This is a genomic window from Spiroplasma endosymbiont of Nebria brevicollis (genome assembly GCF_964030895.1).
GTDB lineage: Bacteria > Bacillota_I > Bacilli_A > Mycoplasmatales > VBWQ01 > Spiroplasma_E.
On sequence record NZ_OZ034986.1, the window covers coordinates 924,111 to 947,594 of the forward strand.

General features: G+C 26.7%; 24 protein-coding genes. 12 read left to right on the forward strand and 12 right to left on the reverse strand.

What is annotated here, in order from left to right:
* Positions 1–5: 5 nt before the first annotated feature.
* The 3 genes from AAHM98_RS05365 to AAHM98_RS05375 are packed head-to-tail and all read right to left on the reverse strand — an operon-like array spanning position 6 to position 4,000.
* Positions 6–1,928 (reverse strand): hypothetical protein, encoded by a 1,923-nt coding sequence (locus AAHM98_RS05365; protein ID WP_342275866.1) that lies wholly within the window; start codon positions 1,926–1,928, stop codon positions 6–8.
* A gap of 37 nt (positions 1,929–1,965) precedes the next feature.
* Positions 1,966–2,895, reverse strand: a complete 930-nt coding sequence (locus AAHM98_RS05370; RefSeq protein ID WP_342275867.1) for an RluA family pseudouridine synthase — start codon at positions 2,893–2,895, stop codon at positions 1,966–1,968.
* Positions 2,896–2,914: 19 nt separating this feature from the next.
* Positions 2,915–4,000 carry a CPBP family intramembrane glutamic endopeptidase gene (locus tag AAHM98_RS05375; protein WP_342275868.1) on the reverse strand — a complete coding sequence of 362 codons (1,086 nt, stop codon included), beginning with the start codon at positions 3,998–4,000 and terminating at the stop codon, positions 2,915–2,917.
* Positions 4,001–4,157: 157 nt separating this feature from the next.
* On the opposite strand from AAHM98_RS05375, the gene AAHM98_RS05380 reads away from it, so the two are divergent.
* On the forward strand, positions 4,158–4,850 hold the full coding sequence (locus AAHM98_RS05380) for a superoxide dismutase (protein ID WP_342275869.1): 693 nt from the start codon (positions 4,158–4,160) through the stop codon (positions 4,848–4,850).
* Positions 4,851–5,225: 375 nt separating this feature from the next.
* On the opposite strand, the gene AAHM98_RS05385 is transcribed toward AAHM98_RS05380, so the two are convergent.
* Positions 5,226–5,432: a hypothetical protein gene (locus AAHM98_RS05385; RefSeq protein ID WP_342275870.1), complete on the reverse strand. Its 207-nt coding sequence runs from the start codon at positions 5,430–5,432 to the stop codon at positions 5,226–5,228.
* Positions 5,433–6,522: 1,090 nt separating this feature from the next.
* Between AAHM98_RS05385 and AAHM98_RS05390 the strand changes: the two genes are divergently transcribed.
* Together AAHM98_RS05390 and AAHM98_RS05395 are read left to right on the forward strand one after the other, a co-directional pair.
* Positions 6,523–7,524 (forward strand): TcdA/TcdB catalytic glycosyltransferase domain-containing protein, encoded by a 1,002-nt coding sequence (locus AAHM98_RS05390; RefSeq protein WP_342275871.1) that lies wholly within the window; start codon positions 6,523–6,525, stop codon positions 7,522–7,524.
* Between the two features lie 668 nt (positions 7,525–8,192).
* Positions 8,193–8,507 carry a hypothetical protein gene (locus AAHM98_RS05395; protein WP_342275872.1) on the forward strand — a complete coding sequence of 105 codons (315 nt, stop codon included), beginning with the start codon at positions 8,193–8,195 and terminating at the stop codon, positions 8,505–8,507.
* A 176-nt stretch (positions 8,508–8,683) separates the two neighbouring features.
* Here the strand turns inward: AAHM98_RS05395 and AAHM98_RS05400 are convergent, their stop codons facing one another.
* A complete protein-coding gene (locus AAHM98_RS05400) occupies positions 8,684–10,756 on the reverse strand; it encodes a hypothetical protein (RefSeq protein ID WP_342275873.1) in 2,073 nt (690 codons plus the stop codon).
* Positions 10,757–10,948: 192 nt separating this feature from the next.
* Between AAHM98_RS05400 and AAHM98_RS05405 the strand changes: the two genes are divergently transcribed.
* From AAHM98_RS05405 to AAHM98_RS05435, 7 genes are all read left to right on the forward strand, one after another.
* Positions 10,949–11,827: a hypothetical protein gene (locus AAHM98_RS05405; RefSeq protein WP_342275874.1), complete on the forward strand. Its 879-nt coding sequence runs from the start codon at positions 10,949–10,951 to the stop codon at positions 11,825–11,827.
* Positions 11,828–11,845: 18 nt separating this feature from the next.
* On the forward strand, positions 11,846–12,967 hold the full coding sequence (locus AAHM98_RS05410; protein ID WP_342275875.1) for a YitT family protein: 1,122 nt from the start codon (positions 11,846–11,848) through the stop codon (positions 12,965–12,967).
* A gap of 163 nt (positions 12,968–13,130) precedes the next feature.
* Positions 13,131–14,672, forward strand: a complete 1,542-nt coding sequence (locus AAHM98_RS05415; RefSeq protein ID WP_342275876.1) for a TrkH family potassium uptake protein — start codon at positions 13,131–13,133, stop codon at positions 14,670–14,672.
* Positions 14,673–14,693: 21 nt separating this feature from the next.
* Positions 14,694–15,542: a bifunctional 5,10-methylenetetrahydrofolate dehydrogenase/5,10-methenyltetrahydrofolate cyclohydrolase gene (locus AAHM98_RS05420; protein ID WP_342275877.1), complete on the forward strand. Its 849-nt coding sequence runs from the start codon at positions 14,694–14,696 to the stop codon at positions 15,540–15,542.
* A gap of 733 nt (positions 15,543–16,275) precedes the next feature.
* Positions 16,276–16,518: a hypothetical protein gene (locus AAHM98_RS05425; RefSeq protein WP_342275878.1), complete on the forward strand. Its 243-nt coding sequence runs from the start codon at positions 16,276–16,278 to the stop codon at positions 16,516–16,518.
* A gap of 627 nt (positions 16,519–17,145) precedes the next feature.
* Entirely contained in the window at positions 17,146–17,742 is a 597-nt protein-coding gene (locus AAHM98_RS05430) for a hypothetical protein (protein WP_342275879.1), read from the forward strand.
* 121 nt (positions 17,743–17,863) lie between these two features.
* Entirely contained in the window at positions 17,864–17,986 is a 123-nt protein-coding gene (locus AAHM98_RS05435) for a hypothetical protein (protein WP_342275880.1), read from the forward strand.
* Positions 17,987–18,160: 174 nt separating this feature from the next.
* On the opposite strand, the gene AAHM98_RS05440 is transcribed toward AAHM98_RS05435, so the two are convergent.
* The 6 genes from AAHM98_RS05440 to AAHM98_RS05460 all read right to left on the reverse strand — a co-directional run bounded on the left by AAHM98_RS05440 (position 18,161) and on the right by AAHM98_RS05460 (position 21,185).
* On the reverse strand, positions 18,161–18,931 hold the full coding sequence (locus AAHM98_RS05440) for a hypothetical protein (RefSeq protein WP_342275881.1): 771 nt from the start codon (positions 18,929–18,931) through the stop codon (positions 18,161–18,163).
* A gap of 67 nt (positions 18,932–18,998) precedes the next feature.
* Entirely contained in the window at positions 18,999–19,295 is a 297-nt protein-coding gene (locus AAHM98_RS05445) for a hypothetical protein (protein ID WP_342275882.1), read from the reverse strand.
* Positions 19,193–19,489 (reverse strand): AAA family ATPase, encoded by a 297-nt coding sequence (locus AAHM98_RS09030; protein WP_425289608.1) that lies wholly within the window; start codon positions 19,487–19,489, stop codon positions 19,193–19,195. Before AAHM98_RS09030 ends, AAHM98_RS05445 begins: the two co-directional genes overlap by 103 nt.
* A 113-nt stretch (positions 19,490–19,602) precedes the next feature.
* Positions 19,603–20,139, reverse strand: a complete 537-nt coding sequence (locus AAHM98_RS05450; RefSeq protein WP_342275883.1) for an IS1595 family transposase — start codon at positions 20,137–20,139, stop codon at positions 19,603–19,605.
* Positions 20,140–20,363: 224 nt separating this feature from the next.
* Complete coding sequence (locus AAHM98_RS05455) at positions 20,364–20,828, reverse strand: ATP-binding cassette domain-containing protein (RefSeq protein ID WP_342275884.1); 465 nt, start codon at positions 20,826–20,828, stop codon at positions 20,364–20,366.
* Between the two features lie 165 nt (positions 20,829–20,993).
* Positions 20,994–21,185, reverse strand: coding sequence for a hypothetical protein (locus AAHM98_RS05460; RefSeq protein WP_342275885.1), 192 nt, complete (start codon positions 21,183–21,185; stop codon positions 20,994–20,996).
* Between the two features lie 13 nt (positions 21,186–21,198).
* On the opposite strand from AAHM98_RS05460, the gene AAHM98_RS05465 reads away from it, so the two are divergent.
* Positions 21,199–21,375, forward strand: a complete 177-nt coding sequence (locus AAHM98_RS05465) for a hypothetical protein (protein ID WP_342275886.1) — start codon at positions 21,199–21,201, stop codon at positions 21,373–21,375.
* A 485-nt stretch (positions 21,376–21,860) separates the two neighbouring features.
* Entirely contained in the window at positions 21,861–22,058 is a 198-nt protein-coding gene (locus AAHM98_RS05470; protein ID WP_342275887.1) for a hypothetical protein, read from the forward strand.
* A 15-nt stretch (positions 22,059–22,073) separates the two neighbouring features.
* On the opposite strand, the gene AAHM98_RS05475 is transcribed toward AAHM98_RS05470, so the two are convergent.
* The gene (locus AAHM98_RS05475; RefSeq protein WP_342275888.1) at positions 22,074–23,240 is read right to left on the reverse strand and encodes an IS3 family transposase; all 1,167 of its coding nucleotides are present in this window, start codon (positions 23,238–23,240) and stop codon (positions 22,074–22,076) included.
* Between the last annotated feature and the right edge of the window lie 244 nt (positions 23,241–23,484).

Genomic DNA, 23,484 nt, shown 5'->3' on the forward strand with positions numbered 1-23,484 from the left:
ATTCATTAACCTCTAATTTTATAAACGCCAACACGTAGTGTGTCTTCTTGCTCTTTAGTTTTTTCTTTGTTAGTATCATGCTTTAGTTCCTGTTTTCGTAGTAATTCTTTTTCAATAAAATCATCAATGTTAATATTGGTATTTTGGTAAGTTACTGTTCAGTCAAAAGTTTTGTTAGTAAAAGCATTTTTATTTTTATTAGTATCCTTGAAAAATGCTTGGACTTCTTGATCCATAAAATGTTTTTGTTTTCGTTTGCGAGCAAATAGATTTCTAAAGAACTTTTTAAAGTTAAAAATTGATCAAAATTGCCGGAAGTTAATGGTCATGGAAAGAACCAAAATTAGTAGTGCTGAGTAAAGTAATGAATAACCAGTGACTTCTAGTGTAAACTTAACATCGCGGAAATCAATATTTGGTGGGTATAGTTTAAAAAAATAAATGACACCAAATAAGACAACTATTAAAATCGGTAAAATTAAAACTAAGGTATTTTGAATAATAAATCGTAAATCACTATTGTAAGTTAAATGTTTTCATACATAAACCCAAATCGAAATTAAACGATAAATTCATCCAAGACAACTAGCTAAAATAATCATATATAGTGCAAGGGCTAAAAGTTGATAATCATGGCCACGATTACCATAACTTGATAATGTTCAACCTAGAATAACACCTAAACTAACATTAATAATAGCTTGGATATAAGAACCTCAAATCGTTTCTTTATGTTTAACAGTAGCATTAACAATAACTTTTCCTGGTTCTGTTGCTACTTGAATAGTATTTTTTAAAGAAAATAATAAGATAAATCACGGTTGGTTTAAAAATAAATTAGTAAATAACCCTTCTGATGATTTAAACTCACTAGCATGAGTAGCATCTATGCTAAGGGGTACTCCTAACGTTGACACTAAATAAGGAGTAATAATGAACTGATTAATGAATAAGAAACCAGCAATCATGTAAGCATATAGTTCAAATTTGGTGTAGACGGTCCATCGAATTCGTCCACTCTTGGCAATTCAATAACCAAACACTTCCCGAAAGGAACTAATCAGAATTAAAGCAATCGAACGCATGGTTGTAGCAATAATTAAATAAATAGCATAAATCGATGTTGTGGTTAGTGATAAAAATAAAGTAATGAGAATAATATCAACATTGGAAATAATCATATCGGGTAAACGATTTAATGCTATTCATCATGATTGTTTTAACATACGTCGTTGTTGTGTTCATTTTTTATGTTGTAATCATGGGTATTCAATTTTAACTACTAGATAAGTGACAAATACTTTTAGCAAGCCACAAATAAAGTAGGCAAAAAACGGGATGTACATACTAATTGGTTCATTATTTGGTGCTCTAATAACCATTAATGTAATAATTAGAATGTACATAATAATTTCTGAAAATATAAAAATTAAACGGTTTAGGTAACCTTTTTGGTCAGCTTGAATTAAATTTTGATAAGCACCACTGAAATAAAAAAATGTTAGTTCACGAGAACCTAAAGAAATGATAATTAAGGCAATTTGTCAGAAGGGAATATCCATTCTTAAACCTAAACTAGGAACATACTGGCTAGAAAGACCTAATAAAAATCCAGCACTAACAAGAATAATTAAATAGATTTTTCCTGAGTGTTGGTAGTTTTTTCTTGTTGTATTAATAATGTCATTAACAGTTTCGTAGTCGTCATTTTGTAAAGGACGGTATAAAGAAAAAATGGTAATTAAACCAAGTCCACCTTCTGTTAAACTCAAATAAGTCAAGAAGGAAATAATAACACGGATCAGTCCGTTAATTTGTGCACCATAGGTGTTGGCAGTAATATAAAGGAAAGTCAACTGGAGAATTGAAATGACGATTGTCATGATAACTCCAATAACTGTATTAAAAATACCTTTTTTAGTTGACATTACCTTCACCCAATCTACACTTTAGTATAAAGTAATTCTATCATTTTTCTATTTTAATCTGATTAATTAAATCAGGAATTAGTTCTTTTAAGATAAATTCTTTCCCATTTAAATACGATAAGTTTCCTGTTAAATCATTAAAGCCTAAATAATAAGCATATAATGCAATCTTTTGAGGAGATGTAATTGTCGAACCATATTTAGTATCACCAACAATTGGTAAGTTTAAAAATTGTAAAGTAGCGCGAATTTGGTGTTTTCGTCCTGTTATTAATTGACATTCAACTAAAGTAAAATTTTTTGTCATAAATAAGGGAGTAAAAATAGTAGTACAACTTTTGCTTTGTTCATAAGATTCCATGTTAAAAATCATTTTCATTTCATCTTCATCATGAGTAATAAAACCAGAAATGTCTAATGTTTTTGTTAGTTGCCCTTTGCAAATGGCAAGATATTTTTTAATAATACTACCATTTTGGTTAGCTTCATAAAAAGCATTTTGTGTTATTTTATTTTTAGGATAAATAATTAATCCTTTTGTTAGTTTATCTAAACGATATTGATGACTAATAGTGAAAGTTTGTTCTCTTGGCGCTTTAGGATTTTTTTGTTGTAAGTAGTAACGAACCATTGTATCAAGGTTAGAACCATATGTTTGGTGAACTACTAAGTTATGAGGTTTATCAACGATTAAGAAATTATCATCTTCATATACTAAATCAATGGGTGGTTCTTTGGCAAGTTTTTCTGGTTTATAGTTAACTGCTAAATTACTTTCATAAATATCAATCTTATCATTTTCAGTTAAACGAAATTTAAAGTCAGTAATTTGTTTACCATTAACACGAATTTTTTTGGTTCTAAATAAACGATAAATTTGCGAGAGCGGGGAAGTTTTAAAAACTTTTTTAAAATAGTTGATTAAAGTTTGTTCTGCATCATTAGCAGTGATTATTAGTGTTGTCATGAATGTTCTCCTTTGAGGGTTATTTAATAAAACCAGAAATAGTAGCTAAGATGTTGGAAAAGGCGTGTAAGCCAATAGTGTATGTAACATTACCACGTGTTATTACAAATAGGAGCGGTAATAAAGCACCCATTGCTAAGTATCCTAAGATATGATTTCAATCGCCACCATCCATTACATGCATTGATGGAAAGTAAATTAATGATGCAACATATCCTAATCAACGATAACGAACGATTGTGAATGTGCCATGGCGGTATGATATTTCTTCATTTAAAGGGGCGATAAAGATTGTACCAAGAATTAAACTAAAAATGCCATATGGTGATTTCATTAATAAATTTAAAGTATCTTGATTTTTTGAACTATCATTGTCAGTTAAAAAATTAATACTAGTAAATTTGGGAATTAAATTAATTAATACATTAAGGACTGTCCCTATTACAACAAAGATTGTAATTCATGTGATTAAATCAAGTTTAGCGCATTTAATTGTTGCTATAATTCTTGCGCGTAATGATTTACAAAATGTAATCACTAAAATAGACCCTAGTAGTTGGAATAGTTGTTGAATTAAGAACATGGTTGCTAATGAATTAACATCATTACTTTTTCCTGAAATAAGTTTAGTACCTATTAGGAAAATGGAAACAAAAATCATACTAATAAATCCGAAAATACAATGGGTATATGCAGCTCAACCCCCTTTTTTTATCATTGTTGGGCTATCAATTCCTAATGAGACAATAAGACCCAAAATTGGTAATAAATAGTAAATAAAAATATCAAGAAAAGAATTAGTATTATTATGAAAAGCATAGGCTTTAATAACACTATATAAAATGGGAATGGCGATAAAGGAAACAATATAAATAATAGTTAAACTTCATTTGGCGGTTTTAAAGTTAAAACTGTAATTTTCATCACTTGTAAGTGTTTTTGAAGTAAATTTATCAATAAAAATAGCCTTTTTTGCTGTTTTTTGCAAATTATATTCATTAATCTTATCAGTTTCATTTACATTAATTTTACGTGTGATATTATTGTTTTGAGAAACATTAATTTGATTAGATTTTTTATTAAAACCATATAAGCTTTGTTTCAAGAAAATCACTCCCTTGTTATTCGAAATTAATTAATTCATCAGTTTTTAGTATAACATATAGTGATAAATCTTGGCAATAAACTTGTTATTATTGTATTATTTTAGTATAAATACACAATAAAGCATGAAATGTATAAAGAAGGAGAAAGAGCACAAAATGCCTAAATATGAAATAGATATTATCGAATTACCTTATAGTTATGATGCCCTAGAACCTTATATTTCTAAAGAAACGATGAAATATCACTATGATAAATATCATCGTGGGTATTTAACGTCTTTAAAAGGGATTCTGGATAAGCATCCAAAAGTTTTTGCTAATTATAATTGCGAAACTAAGGGTGAATTAAATCATTTATTAAGTAACTATTGTAAATTAGAGGATACATGTGATAATAAAGAAAATTGTAATGTGAAAAAATTACAAAGTAATATTCGTCAATTTGGGGGTGGATTAATAAACCATAATTTTTTCTTTTCAATTTTAGGAAAGGGTAAACCATTTAACAGTGAATCACAAATTGGAAAAGAGATTATTGCGCGTTTTGATTCTTATGAGAAATTTAGTGAGGGAATAATTAATACAGCCCTGGAAATTTTTGGTAGTGGTTGGGCATGACTAGTTATTGATAATCTTGGAAAGTTAAGGTTATATAAAACATTTAATCAAGATAATCCATGATTTTTAAATATGACGCCTATTATTGCTTTAGATATTTGAGAGCACGCTTATTATTTGCAATATAAAGATAATCGTGAAGAATATTTAAAAGCACTATTACAAGTTATTAATTGAGAAAAAGTAGAGAAGTACTATCAAAATTATTTAAAATTAAATAATATTAAATAGATCTCTTGTGTGAGGTGAACATTTATAATAAAAATAAAGGCATGGTTAGTTCTTTTAATAAGATGTAATCACCTATAATAAAGTAGACACAAAAAAGAAAAAAGTGACGATGCTCCTAATAAGATTACATTAAAAGATAGGTTCTTAATGATGTTAGAATATTGGAATAAGTTATGGAATTGAAGATATCTTAATTGAAAACCATGATTTTAAACTCTTTCAAGGATCAAAAATCAAATGTTAGCAACTATTAAAAGTTCTTGCTGATTCTAGTTATATCAAGGTTTACAAAGTACTTATCTCAACTCAACTGTCTAGAAGTCTTGTAAAAATGAACCCTAATTATATTAGGATTCATTTTTATAATTCAGGAAACTACTTTGTAATTGTTTTTTTAGTTTCTTCTTTTTTTTCAATTTTAATTTTTGTTACATGTTTTTTAAAACCACAACGATTACAGTTTAATTGAATATTTTTTGCTTCTAAAAAATCAGCAATTAAAATAATTCTTCCACAACGATGGCAAGCAAAAGCATTGTCAGGTTTCTGTGCTAAGCGAACAGAGGCATATGTATCTTTCATATTATTACTCCTAACTTAATACGAGATATTAGTAGATTTGATAATGATTTTAAAATATTAAAAAAATGGACCTAAAAAATGCAATTTAAGCACAAAAAACTTTCTAAACTTAAATAAGCTTAAAAAAGTTTTAAAAAAACAAATATTAAAATAGATATTATTTTTTAATATCAATTATAATTATAAAACATTATTGTTAAAAAATGTTTTATTTTTATTTTTTTATCAAAAATTTAAGCTTTAATTGATAACAATTTTTATATGTAGTTAAACTAAAAATTTGTTTTTAATAAAATCAGTTCATGTGTCGTGCATAGCCAGATTATTTGATTAAGTATTATTAATCAGAATTAATCCCAAATTGTAAATATGAATGGGACAATTTTTAACAGTAAATTTAAAACTATTAAATAATATTAGTTTTAAATTTACTAAATAATACTTGATGAATAACTTAAATAATTTTAATATATTAATAATAATTAGTTTATAATATTATTAAACTTAAGAACTGTATTTGAAATACTTAACTATTTATGTTTATAAATGGCAAGTATTTTTTTGTTCTTAAGCTTAATGATTTTATTTAAAGAGCAAGAAAAGTGTCTTTATGAACATTAATAGAACAATTAACTAAGAATTTTTCAAGTATTTCACGTTAGTAACAGGTAACTACGAAGGTATAAAAATTGATTCAGAATCTGCTGGTCATTATAGTGCATTAGATTATACAATGGGTTTTAACAAGAGTTTAATAGAGTTCTTAACAAAACATGGTGCTCGTAGATTTAATGGGCAAGAATTAGAACCTAAAAAATTTATGAAATAGAAAAATTTATTAAACCTGTTGGTAAACTACTTGTTGAAATAGGTTATGAAATCATTAATAAAATAAGCCATGATCTAGTTTATGAAACATTAGCTATTACAAGGTATTATTATTGAAATAAAAAGTTAGTGGTGCTACTATCATAGTAAATATAAGTTTCTGCAAATGGGTAACGGGGAAGTTTTGTTGCTTTTTACTATTGATTAAATAAAAATTTAGCTAGGTCCAATATAAAAATTGCATTTTTGAAAGGAATATAACATGAGCAACAATCTGTTTATAATTGATATAGATATAACTAAAAACTATATATTAGAATTTGAAACATTAATTTTAGAAATGATAACTAGCAGTGAGAAAAATATTCCTACTCTTAATATGGTTAAATCAAGAATTGAATATTTAAAAGCATATTGGGAACTTCTCGATTTTGAAGTTCTAACTGATTTAGAAAAAAATGAATTGTATTATCTAAATCACAATATTTTAAAGGAAATCATTCTCTTTAAATGTTATGAGAACCCTAATTTGACTTTTACAGAAGAAGAATTTTTTGAAAAAATTAATGCTTTCCTTGACAAGAATCCAATAAAAATAAACGATGAAGAAAATATAATTCATTTTATTTGAATTGGAGTAATATCTGAAAATGTCAGTGATTATTTAAAAATTTGATCTGAAACAAATGAAAAATGAAAAATAAATTTTTATTATGAACCTGAAGGTTATTTAATAAAAACCTTAAATGAACTAATTAAAGAAAAAAGTTCTTGAGATAGAGTAACCCCCATTAGAGAACAAATAGAGAAGATTATTAATTTTCAAGATGATTTTTTTACAAACTATGATTATCAAAAAAGTATTGATCAAAATATTAAAGAATTTATTTTACAAAATAAATGAATGGTAGAAAAAGAAATCGATAAAATTATTGAAGAGGCAAGTATAATTCATGAAAAAACCTTTAAAAACTTAAACAATATTAATAAAATTAAAGTAACTGAAAATGAATTTTTTGAAAATAAAGATATTTTCCTTCTAAATCAAAAACAACGACACAAAATATATTTACAAGAATTGCTTTTGCGACAACATTTTCCCGCTGCTAGTGATATATTGCGTTATGAGATTTTATTTAAGCAAGGAGGTTATTATTTTGATTGCGATGTTTTGCCAAAAATTAACCCTAAAATAATACCTTTCATTAAAAAAGCAACAGACCATTTAATTCCAAAAACTGCTGAAACATCATTATTTTTTTAAAAACTAATTGCTCAAAATTTATCTGAAAGTTTGAATGAAAAATATAACAGCAATGTTTGTAAAAATATTATAACTTTAATTTTTATAAATACCATGCCTTTTTGAAATTTTAAAAGCAATATTTTCAAAACTGTTAGTAAATTCCTTTACACATCATCCCGAGAAAAGTTATAATTATGAATTACCTGCTTATTTTTCTGATTTTCAATTTTTTATTCCTATAATAAAAAATGCCATAAAAAAAATCAAAGAAGAAGGTATTAATCCATTTTTAAGTCTAGAACCTAATATGCCATTTAATGGGTTTAATCAATTAGTTTCAAATTCTCTTTTTTTATGAATATAAAAACCCTTTATCAGAGGTAGTATTTTGAAAACATATAGCTAATAACGCAATAATTTCTAAAAGACAAAATATTAAACTAAAAGATACTATTAATCAAATTAGTTCAAATTATACTTTAATTAACAAACCCCATTCAGAAGTAGATTATAATGAAATTAATTATACTAAAATTAATAATAATTTAAGTTACTATCGTTTAGATAATATTGTTTCTTCTGCTAAGGCAACTATCAATTATACTGGGCCTGGTGTCTTATCAAAACAATTAGGTAACTTGTCTTATCGAAAGTCAATTTATATTAATAATACAATAGAAAATACAATGGAAATATGAATAATGACATTTGGTAATAGCGCAGCAAGTTTAAAACCTTTAATAAGATTAAGAGATGAAGACATGTTTTTTTGAAATACTATTGAATCATTGGTTTCTTCTACTTTTGTTAAATCAAAAGAATGTTCAGAAGAACTCTTAAAATCTTTAAATAAAGCATCAGAAACTAATAAGAGCACCAATGAAAGCTCGACAAAACATACCCATGAAATGTCCAACTTAGGGGGAGACCCTTGGCAACAAATTAATGATTCTGTTCAATATCAACCTTCAATAGTTAATGATGCAACTTTAATTTTGTAGAAAAGTAGGGGAAAAATAAAAGAAGATATCAACACGACCTAAAATTTAATTTTATTGAATTTTGAACTTGTCAAGTAAAGTAGATGGCAGATTGGCAAAACAAACGCAACGATTTAACTTAATTTGTGGAATATTTAATTTACACTTAAAATAGTTTTGCACCATGTCTAGAATGGTTAAATGGATTTAAAATCTTTTTTTAAATATCAATCATATCCTAAAGCAATGATGGCAACAATCACGCCAACACTAAGAAATCCACCAATCACATAGCCAAGGATATTACCACGAATTTCATTGATAGTTCAATTAGCTGCTAAAGCTTGTAAGTTATTAATTTCACTGGCCTTCATTGCCAATAATCTAGCTTCTGTATATCCTAATTTAAGTGCACGATTGAATAAGTTAACACCTTCATCAGATTTTCAAAATTCAGTAATTGGTAACGTATTATTATGATAAATACTAAAATATTGTGAATTTATCGTATTATCTCAAGATACAGTTTCGACACAATAAGTAAGACTATTATTTCCTATAGGCAATTTAAAATTCTCTCCAGGCTGAATAGTTCATAAATTATTTTTATTCATACTATTTTCATCAATCGTAGCGATATTAACACATTGAATAGTACTATCATATTTAAAGTTAATAGTAAAACCGTTACTATCATTAGTACTATTCATATCATATAACTGTTTATTATTAACTCCCACGTATTGGTAACTAGTATCAGCAGTATTATCTAAGGTTGGTATTCTCGGAATACTATAAATTAAAACATGGTATATTAATGGTGCACTATCACTAAAATTAAAAGTGATATTACTAGTACCAATGGTCGAAATAGTAGTAGTAACATTACCATAGCTATCTGGATTTAAAGGAAGATTACCAGCAATAGTAACATTGGTTAATCTTTTATTAGTAACATTTAAAGTTAAAGCACCATTACTAATTCAACTATTAGTTCGGTCAATGAAATTTTGTTTTCCAAAGTTAAGATAGGCGTTAATAAAAGTACTATTTTGTTTGATATCAGCATTGGTTCAAGTAATAGTATTAATATTAGCAAGTTTCTTATCAGCTTTGTCAGTTAAGAGTAATGTTGAAGTATTCGTTGTTAATAAACCTAAATCATTATTAATAGTTTGAAAATTAGTGGCACTACCAATTTCAGTAAACTTTAAAGTATTATCAAGAAATCATGCTGTTTGGTCATCATCAATAAAAACTCCTAAATTATTATGAAGTAAAACAAAATTATTCATTAAATGATTTGTAATTTTAGTAAAAGTAATATTCACAGGGTCAGTAGCATCAATTAAATAAGGATAACCATAATTGTTACTACTATTTTCAAAACTAATATTTAGGATTCCTTGGTCGTGATTAATTGGCGTAAAAAAGTTAATTGTAGTACTAGATAGTGGTTCACTACCAGGGTTGATAATTAGGGGATATGTACTAATACCACCACTATTATCAATTGTTACATATAACAAATGACCATCTTTATCACGAATAATACCACTCTTATCATTAAGTTTAACAAAACATTTTGCAATATTAGGATTTGGTGCTATTATCTGTTTTCCTCCTGTATCATTAATGTTTGTAATTTGTTTATCATATTTTAATAAGTAACACTTTTGGTCACCACCAACAAATACACCATAATCTTTGTTAATAGCAGTAAAACTTGTTACTCCATAACCGTAATTATAAGGATTATCAACTAAGGCACTAACAGAGCCATCATCAGCAATTAAATCAGCTCCAACCCCCATACTAACAACCTTATCACCCCATCTAGCGAAGGTGTTATTAACTGTTTTTAAGGGATTAGGAATAATATTTGCATCTTTATTCATTAAAAATGACTTATTCAAATAATTGGTACCATCAACAGTATGATAATTATTACAAGTAGCAATTCCTAAGTCATCATTAAATTGCATAAAGTTATTAATTTGTAAATCTAAATTATCATAAGTACCATCGGTGTTTAATAAATAACTTTGATTAGTAGTTGCAGTAAAAACTCCAGCAATGGTTCTTGAAGTATTCATTGTGTTTCAAGTAAAAAAATGACCTTCGTTAAAAGCTAAGTTTAAAGTTTGATTATTAAAAATATCACTATTGGATTGATGATGTAATTCATTTAAATTAGCATGTTGCGATTTTATAGTATAAGTAGTAGTAAAAATTGCTAAAACTGTTGTTAAAAGTAGTTGCTTTCACATAATACCAAGTCCTTTTTTCGTGTTATTAAATAATATTATCAATAATTTAAAAGTACACTATATTAAATTTTAAAAAATACTATACAATTTATATTATAATAAATTTATTAAACTTATTTTAGTTTTGTCATTATTTTAAAAATAATGACGTTTGTGTTACTAAATATTATAAAAAAGGAAGAATGATTAATCATGAGAAAAATTTTAACATTAATAGGAATGTTGACATTAAGTAGTTGTGCTACTTCTCCCATCTTAGCTTGTTCAAATCAAACTCTTGATGGAACCTTAAAAACAATTAGTGGTGGTGATACTAATTATGAAGCATGAGATTTAAACGTTGGCGTTAACAAGCCAACAGGTAAACCGATTAAAGATCAACAACCTATACCATCACAAACAATTACTAAAGATAAATTAGTAGTGTTAGCTCAAACCTTAGTCCAAAAGATTATGGATGAAGCAAAAAGTACAACTAATATATCTTGATTTGATGCTAGTCTTAGTGAAGGCACTAAATGTTATAACTTTAGTATTGATAATGGGACAACTGATAGTACTACAGGTAATAAAACATGGGTTGTTAATGGAACAACTGCTCGGATCGCTGTTGATATTATATATCAAGTGGGAGTCGTTGCTAACGATAAAACTTTCCAAAATCAACAACAAGTTAAAGTTACTTTTAATTTAAAATGTGATTATACACAAAGTGACTATATGGTTAACACAACAGTTGAAAGCATTACTCATATCCAAAATAATTCATTAACAGTTACAATTGAAGATAAAGATAAACCTAAGGTTGGGACAACTTTTGCTGATTTAAGTACTAATCTTCAAGGATCAATCAAAACAGAATTAGTTAAACAAACAAAAAATACTAATCCATATGTCAATATTGTAGCAACTATTCAACAAGGAATTACTGATGAAGTCGTATCAGATACATTTACTATTAAAATTACATTTAATGTTCAATTCCAAGATTCTTTTATTAATATGGCTAATCCTTCACCATATGATAGTACTGTCTATCCACAAACAACAATTAATTTTATAGTTAGTTAGAGTTAGGAAATTTCAAAAATGCCTTCTGATAAAGTAAAACCAAAAAAAGATAAAGAAACACCATTAATTGTTGACGCTTTTAATTTTAAAAACATTGGTGTGAAACAAGAAATTCGTTCTTCATGGAAAAACTTTAATTGAAAAATAACGTCTAAAAATTTAATTTTAATTTTTATTGGTGCTTTTTTAACCACTACTTCTTTTTATTTCCTCATTAACCGTGCCGGCTTGTATACTAATGGATTATCAGCCTTTGCCCAATTAATTGCCAAGTTTATTGCCGCGCCTTATACAGATGTAGCAGAAAAAGAGCAAGTACAAGCACTTTGATTTTATCCAATGTTTGTAGCTATTAATATCCCTATTATTATTTGAGGATTTTTAAAAGTTGGTTTTCGATTTACTATTTATACTATTATCTATATGGGTTTTCAAACTGGTATTAACTGACTTTTAACATTTATTCCTAATAGTTTTCAGATTTTAGGTAGTCAATCAGAAGACCCTTTAGCACGAACCTTTATTTTTGCTGCGTTAGCAGGACTAATTTATGGTGCTGGCATTGGAATTTTATTTAAAACTGGCGGTTCTAGTGGTGGTATGGATTTCATTAGTACTTATATTTCTATGAAACGTAAATATTCAATTGCTACTATTATTAGAAACACTAATATTATTATTGTGATTGTTGTTTTAATGCTTGATGGTATTTTTATTCAACATAATAGTTTCATTGATAATATTTTAACTAAACCCTACTTTATTGCTACTATTGTTTATATTTATGTTTCTGCATTTATTATGAACCGTGTTTATCCAAAATATATGTTGATGACAGTATTTATTATCTCTACTGAATTAGAACAAATTAGAAATGATATTTATCGTAATAATTACTTACGCGGTGGAAATGTATGAAATGTTAAAGGTTTGTATTCTGGCAATGAATATAAAATGATGATGACAACAATGTCATTATTAGAATATAATTTTTTCAAAAGTAAAATAGTGGAAATTGACCCTAAAGTCTTTATTGTGGTCTTGCCTGCTAAATATATGCATGGTGGTAATGCTGGAAAACCACCGCAAAACGCGCCAGTTAATATTACTGAAATTAATGATTTTCTTGTGAAAAATTAATGATCTTCCCAATTAACACTTTATTATAGGTGTTCAGTTACCACTAAACTTGTATTCATTTTCAGTACTTGGTACGTTCTATAAGAAATTAATAACTATTTATTCATAGATTACTAATGATAGTATAGTATAATTAAAAAAAGTATTTGTAGGAGTTTTTTTAATGTTATCTCAGATTATGCCGTCATTATCAAAATTAAAACTAACTAATAGTTTTAATTGAAAAAGAAGTTATAGTACTGTCAAAAAAGTTTTTAAAATAATTTTTGTTGGTAATACCCGACCGCGACAAATGTTTAATTTATATTTTTATACCTTAATTCTTGGAACTATTCTTTTAATGACACCCTGAGCCACTACTAAAGGTCAATGAATTTTTCTACAAGCTCTGTTTACAACTGGGAGTGCTTTTTCTGATACAGGCTTAACTGTTAAAAGTACAGCTAATGATTTTACTTTCTTTGGTCAGTTTATAATATTAGTTTTAATTAAGTTTGGTGGTGTTGGTTTAATTACTGTTAAACTAGCAGTACTTTCGGTTTTTCAATTTAACCGTAATCCTAGTTTACGTGAACGATTACTAATGCAAGGTGAACGTGGTTCTAATAAGTTAGGTACAACCATTGATGTCCTTAAAGTAGGAATTATCGTTATGACAATTACCGAGTTTTTAGGTGCTATTGTTTTATTTTTGTATTTTTATTTTGTTCCTAATAGTAACATTGCTTATGGAACAGGAACAAGCACTCACATTTATCATGAACATGTATGATTATCATTATGAGGCGGAATTTTCCATTCCGTATCCGCTGTTAATAATGCGGGATTTGATATTGTTGGTAAAAATTCTTTATCTGCCTTTCAAAGTGATTATTTTGTGCAGTGAATTTTTGTTACTGAATTTGTAATTGGCGGAATTGGTTTCCCTGTTTTTTACGATTTATATCATTGATTTAAAAGTAAAACTCACGGTAAAAAATTCCGTTTTAGTTTATTTACAAAAATTACGGCAACCACTTATATTTTAGTAGCCGTATTTGGTGTTGGTGGGGTAATGTTTATTGAATACTTTTCTCGCGATTTTGACACTGATAGTGGTATGAAACCTATCTTTAAAGATTTATCCACTTCTGATGCCTTAATGGCGGCATTTTTCAATACCATGTCAACACGAAATGCTGGTTTTTATACTGTTGATTTAAATAAATTTCATGTGGCATCACAAATTATTCAATCACTAATGATGTGAATTGGTTCATCACCAGCAAGTACTGCCGGTGGAATTAGAACTACAACCTTAGCCATTATTATCTTAACTATTTTCAGTATTGCTCGTGGTAAAAATAACGTTTCTGCTTTTAAACGAAAAATTCCTGATGACACTGTTCGTATGTCATTTGTTATTGCCTTTCTTGGTGGTTTTCTTGTATTCTTATCAGTAATGATTATTGCCATAGAAAATATTTTTATGAATCAAAACAGTTCAATTACCTTTGTCCAAATCCTATATGATGTGTCTAGTGCTTTTGGAACGACTGGATTATCATTATTTGATAATTCCAAATTAGGAATTGTTAGTCAACTTAGTTTAATTTTACTAATGTTTGTGGGACAATTGGGTGTATCAACTACGGTATTAGCATGAAGTGATCGTAAAAGAAAACCAACTATTAGTAGACTTGAAGAAAATGTTTTAATTGGATAAAATTAAGATTGGTGAAAAAATATGACAAAAATCTTAGATGGCAAAATACTTGCCCAAAAAATCAAATTAGAAATTAAACAACAAGTAGCAAATCTTACCAAAAGAAAACCAAAATTAGCTGTTATTATTATTGGCGATGATTTAGCTTCGCAAATGTATGTTCATACTAAAATCAAGGCATGTCAAACATGTGATATTGATGGGCAAGTAATTGCTTTAGATAAATCTGCTAATCAAACAGAAGTTATTAGTCACATTGAGCGTTTAAACAATGATAGTACCATTGATGGAATTTTAGTACAGTTACCTTTACCAAAACATTTAGATATGTTAACTATCATTAATACCATTACTATTGATAAAGATGTTGATGGTCTCACAAATATTAATGCTGGACGATTATTACAAGGTGATAAACAAACAATGCTACCTTGTACAGTCAAAGGAATTTTAGAACTATTAACTTACTATAAGATTCTGATTAAAGGACAAAATGTTACTATCATTAATGATAGTAACATTGTCGGTAAACCTTTAGGTTTATTATTAAACAATATGGGAGCGACTGTTAGTGTTGCCCATAAATTAACAAAAGATTTATTCGCATATACTAAGAATGCTGACATTATTTGTACTGCCACAGGGGTTCATAATATTATTAATAATAAACAAGTCAAACCAGGAGTTACCATTATTGACATTGCCATTAATTATACAGGACCTAATAAAAAATTGGTTGGTGATGTAAATTTTATGGAAATGGCGAAAGTGGCAGGTGCTATTACCCCTGTTCCCGGTGGAGTTGGACCAATGACGATTGCTATATTATTAACAAATCTAATGACTTGTTATGAATTAAATAATAAATAATAGAAAGGTTCACTTAGTGAACCTTTCTATTTAAACTAATGAATTCAAGACTACTTACCCCCCCATTTAATTTTACAATTCGGGAATTTCATCCAGTGGAACATTCTAAAAGAAAATTAATTGGAAAAATATAGATTCAGAAAATATTTATCAATTTAAAATTAAACATAGAAAACGAAGGGCATGTTTTTCATTTGAGAAAAAAGAAAAAAGTACTAAAACATGTACATAGAGGAAATATAATTATGTTTTTTAATAATAAACACATTTTTTTGTTGTATATTTGATTTTTCAGTTATAAACTTGAATTAGATTTACTTAGATATAATAACGCTTAAATTTATTACAAGAATTGTTAATAGCCCATGATGAATGATTATATATGTTCTAAAAACTTATAATTTAATTTTACAACTCAGGATTTATAATAAAAATTTTTATACATTAATTAGTGTTGTTGATTCAATCAATAACATCTAATAGTTAAAAATATTGTTTATAAATTAACTTATAAGTTTTATTTGTAAGTACTTTATTCAACCGAATTTTTTTGAAAATTAAAAATTACTGTTATTAAATTTGTTTAATACTCTTTATTACCATTTCATACTTTTCTCAAAATTCTAAATATTTTATCAATTATTAGCAGTGCTTAATTACACAAACGTTATGAGAGGTAAATCTTAATTTATAGATAAATATAAAAATATGTTGGAGATTGAAGTGCTTTGAAATGATTAAAATACAATTTATTTATGCCAGATATGATAAAGAAGATAATTGTTTGGGTGTTTATGACACAATGGAAGAAACAATATGAAAAGTTTATCATATAGATAAAAGTAATAAAAAAAGTTATTACCAGGCGTATAATAATATTTGCCGTTCTTATAATAAATATAAAAATAATTATGGAAATGTTGTTTGTTATGAAGGATTTTGGTACAAAATTCCTTTAAATGAAAATGGTTATTAAAATAAGATAAAAATAAACAATTTATAATGAAGTGGATCAAGAGTATTTCAATGGCTGATAAAAAAATAATTTTTTTACATATACTTATGAAAAATGAAATGATATGAATTAGTTACGCTTTCTTTAGTTTGAACATTTGGTTTTAAGAAAATAACATTATTTAGTGTAAATTTTAATTAAAACGTTGCGTTTGAATTGACAATCTACCATGTTTATTGCATATTCATTTTTTCAGTTATAAACTTAAATTAAGGTTTACATAGAATACTTTTAAAAAGATTAAAAATTTATAACTCTAGTTTATAAAAAAGGTAACTTAATTTAAAATTCTTAATACTATTTAACCTTTTCCTCTAGACCAACAATATTGCACAATAACAAACAAATTGGTATTCTAAGTAAATCTTAATATTAACAACACATAAAGCATAATGATTTTAATTATTTGGATGATTATGCTCTACTTCCATCAACAATCTACAAACCTTACTTTAAACCTATCATATTATTTTAAAATAACTTTTCTTCTTTTATTAAAAATGGATAATAGTTTGTAGTTCAAGCGATATTAAACAATAGTGTGAGTAAAGAGGAATAAAAATATTACAATAAAAAGGAGCAGTAAAAATGGAAGACACATTACAAGCAAAAAATGAAAAAAAGATAGAAAAAATATCTGATAAATCATTTATACATATTTTACCACCACATATATCTAAAAATGATGATGAAGTAGAAGACTTTACTTTCAACATTGAAGTAGAATATAATAGTGATTTAAAAAAATTAGAAAAAACAATTTATAAAAATTTACAAGAACAATTAAAATTAAAAGAAAATTATATTGAGTGAGGAATTTCAATATTATCAGAAACTGGAATTAAAGCTAGAAATGTTGCATCTGTTTCATTACTTTGTGATTTAAATAACATTAAAGAGAATAAAAACAAAACATGTTTACTCAGTTATAACATTGCTTACCAAGAAATAAAAAATGGTAAGATTATAAAAAATGCAACAAGTGATTTCCCATTACATATCAAAATTACTCAAAAAAATGTTATACATGATTCAGCAACATTAGCATTAAATTTAAATGCAATAAATATTCCTTATTTAGATTTATACTTGACAACAGCAGAAGCATTCGGGTTACAATCAAAGATTTATTACATACCAATGCCAGGTAATCCAACGTTACCAGGATACTTCTGTGTTAAATAAAGTTAATGGAAACAATATTCCAATTGTTAGCCAAAGAATTTTAGATGATCTTAAGAGAATCTTCCAAATGGCATATGATGCTGCTTAAGGTGGTTCTCCAACTAGACCTTGACAATGACAAGTGTCAGGCTCTACAATTACAATCGATGATTTAAATGCTAGTTTTCAACATCAATTAATGGCATGTAAAGCAGCATATGATATTGATGGCTCTCATCACTTGCGTTTAATTTACAATTCTTAACACATGTAGAAAAACTGTCTTTGGCCCAGGTCTAGTTTCAGCTACATCAACGGTTCCATTTACGATTAAAGTTACATATGCAGTCTAGGAAGTTAAAAACTTAAAATAAATTATGAAATAAAAAATAGAATTAGTAAAAAGTCGTGAATTAAAGCGGTTTATGAACCTTTTCTTTTAAATTGATAAGTTTTTATTCTTAAAAAAGACCATACTAAAAGTAAATAAAGGGATTGCTAATAATACAGGAGTTAGCATTTGTCATGATAAGTTAACTCAATTAATAATAAGTGAATAATATTCATTTCATTCAGTAGGACTAATAAATATTTTAATGGGATTAGTTTCATCAAAACTCATAGGATTTTGAACTAATATTAAAAGCGTAAAATACTTCAGAATATAAAAAGGATTTTCTTTAATGGGGGTTACAACATACATAATATAAAAGATAGTAAATAATGATAATAAAACTGAAACAATGGTTAAAGAAATAGCTTGTTTATCAATTATTGATACTAAAAATAAAGCAAAAGCAGCAAATAATAAAGCAACTAAACACATTTTTATATTAATAGTAAATAAATATAAAAATGTTTTACTAGTAAAATCTTGCATTAAACTACCAAAAAGAATTTCTTGGAAAGTTAAACATATAATATGAAAAATAAAAATATAAGCAATAACAACAAATAATTTAGTTGTATAAACATTAACTTTTGACATTGGCATTACTAATCATGAACCAATATAACTACGGTCAATTTCTTTAATGAATAATTTATAAATTAAAAGAATAGATAAAATAAAAGATAAAGCCATAGTACAAGCTACTACTAACGCTGAGAAAACTGAATCTCCAACACTACCATCTGTACTTGACCCACCAGGATAAACATGTGAAAACGGAGAAAACGATTTAGGACCAATTAGGTCTGGTATTATCATAAAAAGTGATGCTATAGAAAATAACATTAACAATATTCACGTACTTTTCAATTGTACTTTCAAAAATTTAAAATTGATCATTTATTTCACCACCATAAAATTTTAAAAAGTGTTCTTCTAATTTAAATTGTTGTTCTGTATAAGAGTCAACTTTAAATTTAGTTAAATCTTTTAGAAAATCATTAATTTTTTCTTTTTTGACAAAAACTTTAATTGTATTATTAGTTACTTCTGTTTTTCAACTTAATTGTGAAAATTTTATTAAATAAATTTTTTCATATGGTATTTTAACATCTTTCATCAAAATTTCAGATATAATTTTTCCTGATTTAATAATTGCAATTTTATCAGCAAGTGCTTCCACCTCACTAAAAATATGAGAACTAAAAAAATTGTGGTTCCATTATTTTTAAAGTCTTTAATTACTTTCAAAAACTTTTCTTGCATTAACGGGTCAAAACCTGATGTTGGTTCATCTAGAATTAAAATCTTAGGTTTATGCATACAAGCAGCTATTAAGGCAACTTTTTGTTTCATGCCTTTTGACATTTTCTTAATTTTTACTTTCGGATTAAGGTCAAAATAATTAAGGCTTTTCTCCCTTTATGTACTATTAAATTTTATCACATAAATGCTGAGAAAAGCCTATCTACGGACTTCTCCCCACAGTTTTAAATCAAACATAGCATTACAGTTTCAAAACTAGGTATGTTATTGAATTTATATGCTGATTCTTTTGCATATAAATGAACATGATGTTTTGCAACTTTGATATGTGTTTTAAATGTTCTTCGTATATGTTTTCATACTGATTCAATTTGGTTGGTATTTACACCAGTTTTTGAAACATAGCCATTTTGATGGTTAACTGTTTCATGCTTAGTGAAAACCGATTTCAAATCGCGATATCCTTTTCACAAATCAGTATGTACATCACACTTTGAAGACATGTGGTTTCTTGCAAACTGCAAAAGATTTTTACTGTTTGCGTTTTTCAATACTTTCACAATTAAATTATTGGTTGTTTTTTGATAAATGCCAACAATCAAGGTTTTGTTTAACAAGGATCTTCCTTGTTTTTTAAAACCCATATGTGAAAGATACATTTCATCTATTTGCACTATCCCTTCAACAATGAATTGAGGTTTTTGTTTAGCAATGGCACTTCGGATTTTATGACCCATTCTTCAAGCTGTTTTCAAGGTCACTCCCAATTCTTTTGCAACATCAGTTGATGGAATTCCATGTTTGGTGTTTATTCATCTAAAGATGAGATAAAACCAAGATATTAAAGACGTTTGGGACTTTGAAAATATAGTGCCCGTGAGAATACTAAATGTTTGATGACATTTCAAACATCTCATTCTTTTTAAATCAGAAGTATTCAAATTAAAACTAGAACACCTAATACATTTGCTTTGTTTCAAACTTGCTATATATGCAAGACATTGTTTTTCAGTTTGAAATATTCTGTTGAATTCATTTCAATTCATTTTTTCCTCCACAAGTACATGTGGGGAGAAGTCCGATAATTAATTAATTTTTCAACATATGTTCATTCCACATTATATCTAATACCAGCAATTGCTTTTAAATAATCAATAGCTTTCATATAGTCTGGAAGAATATTTTCACCAGGAATGTAACCTAAAACCTTCATAATTTCTTTGGAGTTGGTTCAAGCATTTTTATTATTAATAGTAATAGTTCCATAATCTGGTTTAATAAAACCTACCATTTGTCTAATTGTTGTGGACTTACCAGCCCCATTTGGTCCGATGAATCCATATATTTCCCCTTGCTTAATTTTAATGTTTATATCAAAAACTCCTACTGTCTCAGAATAAGTTTTTGTAACATTATTTAATTCAATTTCATAAGAATGTTCATCATTCATATTTCAATACACCTTTTCTAAAATTTTTAAGAAATTTATTAACTAATAAATTCAAGACTAGTTACTTGAGAAGTTGTTGATGCTTCATGAAAAGAACCAACAGTTCTTGCAGAAATGCGTAACCTAGCCAGTGAATTAATTGTTCACGGAAAATTAATAGCGATGTTATGTTAATGTTTCACTTTCATCATACTTAGCAGTTACTGTAAGGGTAATGGTTGAGGTCATCAAACCTCAACCTTGTCAAACATCATTAGTTTTTGAAAAATCTCATTGTCTAAAAACATCATTTGCAACATCTTGTTTTAAGTTTAATACAACCTGATTTAAGTAAACAGCTCCATCATAAGTATGCAAAGCAAAATATCGATTGCAAATAATTTGTTGAGAACTCAGAAAAATAGACCGTGGTTGAACTGTTGATTTAGTATCTATTTTTGTGTCTGATTCTTCATGTGTTCCTGTTGGTGGTGTTCAAACTTCATGATTAATTCGAACATCTTCTCAAGTTCAATGATTAGAATTAAAATTACTATTATTAGTATAAGCATTTGATATATTTGGTGAAAACGCTGATACTAAAAATAAAGCAGCAATTGTTGGTAAAATTTTTTTAATTTTAATAAACCCTTCTAAATATCATTATTCATAAAACAATTATTCTTACAAAGAAAGTTAAAGAATATTTACTTGCTACCTGTTAACCCCCAAAACAATAAATTATAATAAGAATTCTTGTAAATGAATAACACTATTATATTGCTAATATTTTAATACTACAATAGGTTTTATTAAATTTAATAGGATATATGTTTTGTTGGATTTTTAGTAAACTTCTCATGACCTTTATCACCTAATTCTCGACTTAACCCTAAAAATCGTGTTGTATACTTTGTTATATAAAAAACCTAAAATTCAATAAAATCAAATTTTAGGTCGTGTTGATACATTTTTTATTTAAATTTTGTAGAAAAGTAGTGTTTTCACTTTAAATTTCCTCAAAAAGTGGGAATTTATTAATAGGTAATTTTCATGAATAAAAATGATATTATCAAAAATTTAAACAAACTTTCAGATAAAGATTTCAATGAAATTTTTAGAAATTATGAACAAAAAATTAAAATAATTGAGAAAAAAACAAATTGGTGGCAGTTGAATAATAATTTGAAAATGAAAGAACCACCTATGAACTTGTCAAGTAAAGTGGACAATAAAAAGAACCTTATATAATTATTATTATAAATGTTACATTAAATCTAATTTCATAGGAATAAACTTAATATTTGTTTGGGAATAAGCTAATCGATATTCAATTGGACTCATTCCTTTTAATTTTGGTTGTGGTCGATGATTGTTGTAAAAATAAATATACTTAAGTAAATTTTCTTTAATTCATTCAATAGTTCGTTTTTTTCTTGGAATCTGATATAAGAATTCAGTTTTCATAGTTCCAAACCATGATTCTGTTGCCCCATTATCTGGAGAATTTCCTCTTCTGGACATTGATATTTTTATACCTAACGTATCACATAAAGTTTTATAAGAAGGGTTGGTATAATGAAAACCTTGATCTGATTGTAAAATTCATGTTTTATACTTTCCAACATTAACTCAAGCTTGAATAATATTTTTTGTTACAAATGACATATCTAAACTTGAACTTATTTTGTAATCTAATATTTCATTATTGTGAAAATCCTTAACGATTGATAAATAATACGTTTTACCATTAGTTAGTAAATAGGTTATATCAGTGCCTAATTTTTGATTTAAACCAGTAGTTGCAAAATTACGGTCTACTAATAAATTATCATATCTTAAACTGCCAGATTTTAACCTATAATCAAACTTCTTTGTTCTAATTTTGGATTTTAAACCCATATTTTTCATATACCTATAAACAATATGTGGTTGTATGTTTAACTTATAAATTTTCTTTATTCAACAACAAATCATGTTATAACCATAAATTTCTTTGAACGCATAAAATGTACTTTTAATTATATTAGCAATAAATGGAATCCATTTATTAAACTGTTTCATACCATTGTTAAGTCATTTATAATAACCAGATTTTGAAACTTTTAATAATTTACAAAGGTAATTAACTGGATTTTTTGTTTGTAATTGAGATATCGCCTGGCACTTTCCCTTTGTCGATATCTCTAAATACTTTTTTAGATAATTCATTACCTCAATATATTGAATTAGTTCTTCTTTAGTCATTTCATTTAAATCAAGAGTTTTAGGTCTACCTTGCCGTTTACCTTTTGATTGGATACCTTTTCCTGGAATAAGACTATCTTCACCTAAAGTTCTTATAGATTTGCGTCATCTTTTAATACTACTTTTATCAACATTTAATATTTTACTTGCAGTAATACAACCTAAACCTTCTAATTTTTTTAACATTTCTAATTTTTCTTCTTTTGAATATCATTTATGCAGAAAATGAACACCTCTCTCAATAAAGTTTTACCACAAAATGGTTCTTTTTTGTGTCTACTTTAATTATAGGTGATCATTTCCTGAAGTTTTTCGGGCTTATTATCGTTGTTTCAACTGTCTTTATAATTTTGTGGATTATAAGTCTCATCTAATCAAGTAATTCCACTAAGTGCTTGATTAGACGTAAAATTACAATTTTTTATTCCTT